This window comes from Mucilaginibacter sp. P1_D10 (assembly GCF_056406215.1).
The window spans coordinates 43,359-50,614 of sequence record NZ_JBFUAP010000027.1; the positions used below are offsets into that span (position 1 = coordinate 43,359).

Annotated in this window: 5 protein-coding genes; 1 reads left to right on the forward strand and 4 read right to left on the reverse strand. The window is 43.9% G+C overall.

Annotation, left to right across the window (positions count from 1 at the left end):
* The first annotated feature begins 6 nt into the window (after positions 1 to 6).
* Entirely contained in the window at positions 7 to 1,446 is a 1,440-nt protein-coding gene (locus AC1DYT_RS26105; protein ID WP_477472423.1) for a SusD/RagB family nutrient-binding outer membrane lipoprotein, read from the forward strand.
* 210 nt (positions 1,447 to 1,656) lie between these two features.
* Here the strand turns inward: AC1DYT_RS26105 and AC1DYT_RS26110 are convergent, their stop codons facing one another.
* From AC1DYT_RS26110 to AC1DYT_RS26125, 4 genes are all read right to left on the reverse strand, one after another.
* Positions 1,657 to 2,283: a response regulator gene (locus AC1DYT_RS26110; protein WP_477472424.1), complete on the reverse strand. Its 627-nt coding sequence runs from the start codon at positions 2,281 to 2,283 to the stop codon at positions 1,657 to 1,659.
* A gap of 29 nt (positions 2,284 to 2,312) precedes the next feature.
* Positions 2,313 to 2,741 carry a response regulator gene (locus tag AC1DYT_RS26115; protein ID WP_477472425.1) on the reverse strand — a complete coding sequence of 143 codons (429 nt, stop codon included), beginning with the start codon at positions 2,739 to 2,741 and terminating at the stop codon, positions 2,313 to 2,315.
* Between the two features lie 2 nt (positions 2,742 to 2,743).
* Positions 2,744 to 5,389 (reverse strand): PAS domain-containing sensor histidine kinase, encoded by a 2,646-nt coding sequence (locus tag AC1DYT_RS26120; RefSeq protein ID WP_477472426.1) that lies wholly within the window; start codon positions 5,387 to 5,389, stop codon positions 2,744 to 2,746.
* 390 nt (positions 5,390 to 5,779) lie between these two features.
* Positions 5,780 to 6,958 carry a metallophosphoesterase gene (locus AC1DYT_RS26125; RefSeq protein ID WP_477472427.1) on the reverse strand — a complete coding sequence of 393 codons (1,179 nt, stop codon included), beginning with the start codon at positions 6,956 to 6,958 and terminating at the stop codon, positions 5,780 to 5,782.
* Positions 6,959 to 7,256 lie beyond the last annotated feature (298 nt).

Genomic DNA, 7,256 nt, shown 5'->3' on the forward strand with positions numbered 1-7,256 from the left:
ATGACCATGAAACTTAAATATACAACCATACTATTAGCCGGGGCTACGTTACTATCGGTAAGCTCCTGCAAAAAGGATTTGGTAAAAATCAACCAAAATCCAAATGCGTCGCAAAATGCGCAACCTGATTATTTATTGACCGCCGCAACAAAGGCAACCGCCGATACCTATTGGGGTACTGCCAATAATATGGATGCCAGCCTGCTGTTTGTGCAGCATTGGGCCAAAATACAATACACCGACCCCGACAGGTATATTTATACCAACACAGCATTTAACGAATTGTGGAGTGTTGGCTATACCAAAAGCATCGTAAACCTTAACCAGATCATTAAACTGGCCGATGCGCAGGCTAACCCTAATTACAAAGGCGTGGCGCTGGTGTTGCGGTCATGGCTGTTTACATTGCTTACAGATAACTATGGCGATATCCCTTACACCCAGGCTACCAACATCAGCACCTACCTTACCCCGGTTTACGACAAACAAAAGGATGTTTACTTCGCCTTGTTAGAGGACCTGAAAACGGCACAGGCCGCCCTGAATATCTCGGGCCCTGCTATAGCAGGCGATGTAATCTACAGCAACAAAATTGCACAATGGAAAAAGTTCGCCAACTCGTTGCGTTTACGCATTGCCTTAAGGATAGCCGACCGCGAGCCCGAAAAGGCAAAGCAAGTTTTAGCCGATATTCAGGCAGAAGGCAGCGGTTACATCAGCGCTAATAGCGAAACCGCCCAATTGGTTTACCTGGCATCGCCAAACCAAAACCCGATAAGCAACCTGTTTGATACCCGTGACGATTACCGCATCAGTAAAACCATAGTAGATAAACTATTTGCTCTGAACGACCCGCGTTTAGCTGTTTACGCCAGCAAAACGCAGGATGCTACGCCAAATACCTATGTGGGCATACCAAACGGTTTATTGGTTGGCGATGCCAGTAACCTGGGCTTCACCAAAACATCAAAACCAGGCACCTACTTTTTGGCACCGGGCGCACCGGCGGTAATCATCAGCTATGCCGAGGTATTGTTTGACCGTGCGGAAGCTGCCGCACGTGGTTTCACTACCGAAAATGCCGCCGACCTTTACAACCAGGCGGTAACTGCATCCTTAAAGCAGTATGGCATCGGCGATGCGGCAATAGCCACCTATATTGCACAGCCATCGGTACAGTACGATGCTACCAACTACAAAAAATCGATAGGCGAACAAAAATGGCTTGCCCTGTTTGGGCAGGGCTTAGAAGCCTTTGCCGAATGGCGCAGGCTGGATTACCCGCAACTGCAACCAGCTGTTGCAGGCACCCTTAGCGGGAAATTGCCACTAAGGTTTATCTACCCCGGTACGGAGCAATCCTTAAACGGGACCAGTTATAAGGCCGCTGTAGCCAGCCAGGGTGCAGATGTGCTGACCACCAAACTTTGGTTTGATGTGAATTAATCAAATTTAAAACAGCACGATAAACGAGCCGTCCGCAATGGGCGGCTTGTTTTATTTTAAGAGCATACGGCATATCTGAAAGAGCCTGTGCCCGGCAAGCGTAAGGTCTATTCGTTTATCTTGCGCCAGCGTAACGGCATCCCAATGCGGGGGATCGTGCGACATCAATATCCTAAAATCCTGACCCGGCATAACAAATGAGTGCGGGCATCATTCAGGTAAATGATAATCGGCTTTGCTGGTTTTATCGGTAATGCTGCGAATTACGTCGTCCAGCTCATTAGCTGATAACCGAAGAAAGTGCAACATGGTTTCACGTTCGTCATTGTCGGTTGTGTCGGTTATTAAGGGGATAAGGCCCATAATGCGCGATAACGGCGCACGTACGATATGTGATTGTATCCATGATATTTCTTTGAGCTTATCGTTTTGGCCTTCGATAGCTTTTATGTAGTTCCGTACGGATATCATTATCTTTTTTCGCTCGATACTATAGATAATGCTTTTGAACAGTGTTAATGCGGTTAGTTCATCCTTTAGCATATAATCAAGCACACCGAGCGATAATGACTTTACGCCGAAGTCGAAATCGACATAACCCGTTAAAACAATTACCGGTGCCTGGTTGCTGGCCTCAATAATATCCTTAATAAGCTGTTCGCCGGCATTATCGGGCAGCGACAGATCTAAAAGTACTACATCAAAATCACTATCAGTGTTCAATAATTCAACTGCGGATCTAAAACTCCGGGCACGCAATATCTCAGGCGATTCTATTTGCTCAAACAAAAAATCTTCTACGAGGGCAAAATCGCCGGGGTTATCTTCAATAACCAAAATTTTATATTTTCCGTGGTGGGTATGCATCACCGTCCTTCATCAGGTATGGTTACAATATTTATCCAAAAATCCTCTATTTTGGCAACTGCCTTTACAAAGTCATTCACATCAATTGGCTTAGTAATGAAGCAATTAACATGTTCTCTGTAGGCGATCAGTACATCCTGCTCTGCAGAAGATGTGGTGAGCATAATAACAGGGATATGCTTGTAGTTATCGTGATTTTTTATATACTGAAGTACTTCGTGGCCGCTTTTTTTAGGCAGATTAATATCAAGCAGCACCAGGTCGGGTTTTTGTCCTCCCTCACTAAGCCCGTTAAAGTAGTCTATTGCTGCCTTACCATCTTTAATTACAGTAATATCATTGATTATTTTGCTATCCTCCAAAGCCTCCGTAGTGAGCAAAATATCGCCTTCATTGTCCTCTATCAAAAGTATGTGTATCGATTTCATAACTACAGTTTTTTTAAGATTGTAAAGTAGAAAGTGCTCCCCTGGCCTTCTGCAGATTCTACCCATATTTTGCCGCCCATGCTTTCAATAATTTTTTTGGTAACGGCAAGCCCCATCCCGGTACCCGAGTATTCGCTTTTGTTGTGCAGCCGCTGAAAAATAATAAATATCTTCTCGAAGTATTCCGGATCTATTCCAATGCCATTGTCTTTTACCGAAAAAACCCATTGTTTGTCGTCATCCGAACAGCCAATTTGAATTAAGGGCGGAACGCCATTTTGGCTGTACTTCAAACCATTGCTAATCAAATTTTGAAACACCTGCCTTAAACTTGTTTTGTATGTAGCCATTGCCGGCAGCGTATCAAACTTAACTTTAGCATGCTTTTCGTCAATTTGTTTTCGGTACAGCGCCAATATATCTCTGATAAGTATATTAATATCCACTTCCTCAAGCTTGTCTTCCAATTTACCCACGCGCGAAAATTCCAGCAGGTCTAATATAATTTGCCGCATCCTTTTTGCGCCGTCAACCGCAAAATGAATATATTGCCTGCCCTTGTCGTCGAGAATTGAGTTATACTTTCTTTCTAATTGCGTTAAGAAACTGGTAACCATCCGCAATGGCTCCTGCAAATCATGCGAAGCCACGTAAGCAAATTGTTCCAGCTCGGCATTTGATATAGATAATTCCTTAGCCTGTATCCTCAGGCTTTTATTCAATTCTAAAAGTTTGATACTGTGTATTTTGCGTTCGGTAATATCTTTAAAGTAAACAGATAAACCGCGTTCTGATGGATAAGCGCTTATTTCGTACCATTTTTGTAGCGGGGGGTAGTAGTCTTCAAAATGCACAGCTTCCTGGCTTTTCATGGCCAGCGTATAGTTTTTATGCGATTCTGATTGCACAGCATCCGAAAAAACCTCCCAAAGGTTATTGTCAAGCATTTCTTTTTTCGATTTGCCTAAAACTTCCTCAGCAATCCTATTCCAATAGGTTACAATCCAGTTTTTGTCCACTGCAAAAAAAGCATCTGCAATACTTTCTAAAATCGTGTTCTTCTCTATTAAAGTTTCCTGTATCCGCAATTCGGCCTTCTTCCGGATGTTGACGTCCTGGCAGCTGCCATACAGCCTCACGCAAACGCCGTCTACAAATTCGGCATCGCCAATAACACGTATCCATTTAGTTATCCCGGCCGGAGACTGTACCTCAAGTTCTTCATCCCAGGGGGTACCCCGCTCTATTGCGTTTTTTATTACTTCAAGTACCGTATCCCTGCTTTTCCCTTCCTTGTACAAACTTATTCCTAATTCAAGCGTGGGCTCAAAATCACTGTCAACATGTAGTATTTCTTTGGTAATGGCCGACCAATAAACCGTTTGCTTTTTTAAATTGATTTCCCAGCTCCCTATGTGGGCAAGGCTGGTAGCCTGTTCAACTTTTTCAGTTTCCTTTTTAAGAGCCAGTTCCGCGAGTTTGATCTCCGTAATATCAGATATAAGCGAGTAAAAACCATTTACCAGATCGCCTTGCTTATCGGGCAGGTATTGGGTATAGGTGTAAATCATCCTCCCGTCTTTATTTACAAACGCTCTTTCAAAATTCTGTGGCGTACCATTCAGCACTTCTTTTATGTACGGTTCATAAACGGCATATTCATTAGCGCCCAATAAGGCCTTTTTGCTAATGCCCTGCATCTCCTGGGGCTTCATTTCAAACCAATCAAGCAAAGCCTTATTTGCAAATAAACAGTGCAGGTCAGCCGTCCAATAAGCTATCATGGCCGGCAGATTATCAGTTATGGTTTTAATAAATCGGCTGTTTTCAATAATTTCCTGCTGCCTTACCTTTCGTTCGGTAATATCGCTTCTGATGGCTACGTATTGGTAAGGTTTACCGGCGTCGTTCAGGAACGGAACGATGGTGGTATCAACCCAGTAATAAGTGCCATCCTTTGCCTTATTTTTTAGTTCACCCTTCCATATCTGCCCATTGGCAATGGTTGTCCAGATATTTTTAATGAATGCCTTTGGGTGATAAGATGAATTTATGATGCGATGATCCTCTCCTATTAGTTCTTCCCTGGAGAATTTTGATATTCTGCAAAAGTTTTCGTTTACGTGTTTTATAATACCTTTTTGGTCGGTAATTGCCACTATTGCCGATTCATCCAGCGCGTATTTATAATCAGACAATTCGTGGATGGATTGCTGTAGCGCGGTTTCAGTATCTTTTTGGGCTGATACATTTCTAAAATTGCACACAATGCTGTCTACATCCCCATCGTTGAGCATGTTGGTAAATGTAGCTTCAATCCAAATAAAATTCCCGCTGGCATGTTTTGTCCGAAAAGTGCAGTTAACGGGCAAGCCAGGGTTGGTAAGTATTTTATTAAAAGCATCCTCTATGATCTGCCTATCATCCGGATGGTTGAGATTTATTGGATTTTCGGGAAAGTCGGCAAGTTTCCGTCCGGTAATATGCTCTGCAGACGGGCTCCGGTAAAGAATTTTTAAATTTTCATCGAAAAGAGTTATCCCGGAGTGGCTATTCGCTATCAGTTTTTGGAAGAGCCTGTTGTTTCTTAAAATATCAGGCAACTCCTTATTGCCACCAGGTACGATAAGTTCAGTTAGTAATGGCATTATTAGAATTGTGAATGGAATAATATTATCCCGGGTTAGGGTTATATAAAATTAACCATTTCTACGCAAGTAGCGCCTTTATTTCTTGTTTTATACTTAATAAAGCCTGTTCATTTTGTTCATTATTTAACATTAAGAAAAACATGGATGATAAAAAGGTACCAGCGCGACAAATGAAACCACCGGATTTTAACAATCAGTTTATGCAGTGTGCATCAAAAGGAATACCATTAAGTACAATGCTTTCGTCATAAATAAAACAGGCCTTTCCGAGAGAGAGGAACCAACAGCATTAATTGTTATCCAAACTTACCATAAGCAGCATTTTTATATGATACTATTTTAGCTATAACCGCTTTCCCGTTAATGCCTTTAGCTGCGCGATTTGCATCAAACCACCACCTGAGGCTTCCGTTTCAGCGTAAGCACGGCTATTTCGGGCCAGATACCCACCCGCCCTTTGAGGCCCAAAAAGCCAAAACCGCGGTTAACATACAAGTAACGGCCGGCTTTTTCATACAGCCCCGCCCATTGCTTGTAAACGTATTTGATGGGGCTCCACTTAAAGCCAAAAAGCTCGAAGCCGAACTGCGCGCCATGCGTATGCCCCGCAAGGGTAAGATCTATACGCTTATCGTGGCCCAACGTAACCGCATCCCAATGCGAGGGGTCGTGCGACATCAATATCTTAAAATCCTTATCAGCCACGTTGGCCGTAGCCAAATTGAGGTCGCCGTATTTATGGAAACCGCCTTTGCCCCAGTTCTCTACACCTATCAGTTCTATCGAGCGGCCATCTTTTTCAATCTTCACCCTTTCATTCAGTAACAAACGGAAGCCGATCTCGGTGTGTACACTCTTTAGCCTTACCAGGTTATCGCGCTTTTCTTCGGCGCTTTCCCAATGCAGGTAATCGCCATAATCGTGGTTGCCCAATACGGAGAATTTCCCGAGCGGTGCTTTCAATCCGGCAAAAGCGGGTATCCAGGGGTCCATTTCGCTGGCCTGGTTGTTCACCAGGTCGCCGGTAAACAATATCACATCGCTGCCTTGCGCATTCACCAGATCAAGCCCTTTCTGTACGCCTTCGGCATCGCTGAAACTACCTGCGTGTATATCTGATAACTGCGTGATGGTAAAATCATTGAATGCCTCGGGCAGGTTCTCAAAATACAAGATAGTGCGCCTAACCTTATAATAGTGGCGGCCTTTGGTAATGCCAAACAGCACCGAAAAGAAAGTAATCAACGCCACGGCAATTACGAGTTCGCTAAAAAGATAGCTTCTGGCAGGGGTATGGCGGAACGGCCTTGTGAGGTCCTCCAGTAGTAAAAATACATCCCCGATAAGTTTAGGTATAAGCGACAATAGCATTAGCGACATAAATGGCGACACCAATTTGCGCCTGCCGGTCAGCAGGCTAAGCGCTATCCCGCCGGCCAGGAAAATATCCACTGCCCAATAAATATAAAAAGTAACCGGCCCCGGGGCCAAGGTGTTAACTGCTGCAAAAAAATAAATGTCGATCAGCAGCCATAAGATCAACACGCTAAATATTCGTGGTTTCATAGAGGTAGGACGACTGCGGCTGAGAAACATTTTAACGGGCAATTCAAGATTGCCGTTCGATGACAAACTCACGTACCATCATTTGCTCTGTTTGGAATGGTTTGGAGATATAAGCACCGCGCCGTAGCTGTAGCCCTTCCAGCTCCACTAATCGAGTAGGAAGCAAGGGATTATTTCCCTTGCTGTCCTCTCACACCACCGTACGTGCCGTTCGGCATACGGCGGTTTGTCAGAATAATGGTAGCTGTTTCTCAACAGAACGGTCTCTATTAGTTGTCTTAACTTTTAACTCGGCTCC

Excerpts from the sequence above, each read along its gene's own strand:
- AC1DYT_RS26105 (WP_477472423.1), top strand. The coding sequence starts at position 7 with ATGAAACTTAAATATACAACCATACTATTAGCCGGGGCTACGTTACTA.
- AC1DYT_RS26115 (WP_477472425.1), bottom strand. The coding sequence starts at position 2,741 with ATGAAATCGATACACATACTTTTGATAGAGGACAATGAAGGCGATATT.
- AC1DYT_RS26120 (WP_477472426.1), bottom strand. The coding sequence starts at position 5,389 with ATGCCATTACTAACTGAACTTATCGTACCTGGTGGCAATAAGGAGTTG.
- AC1DYT_RS26125 (WP_477472427.1), bottom strand. The coding sequence starts at position 6,958 with ATGAAACCACGAATATTTAGCGTGTTGATCTTATGGCTGCTGATCGAC.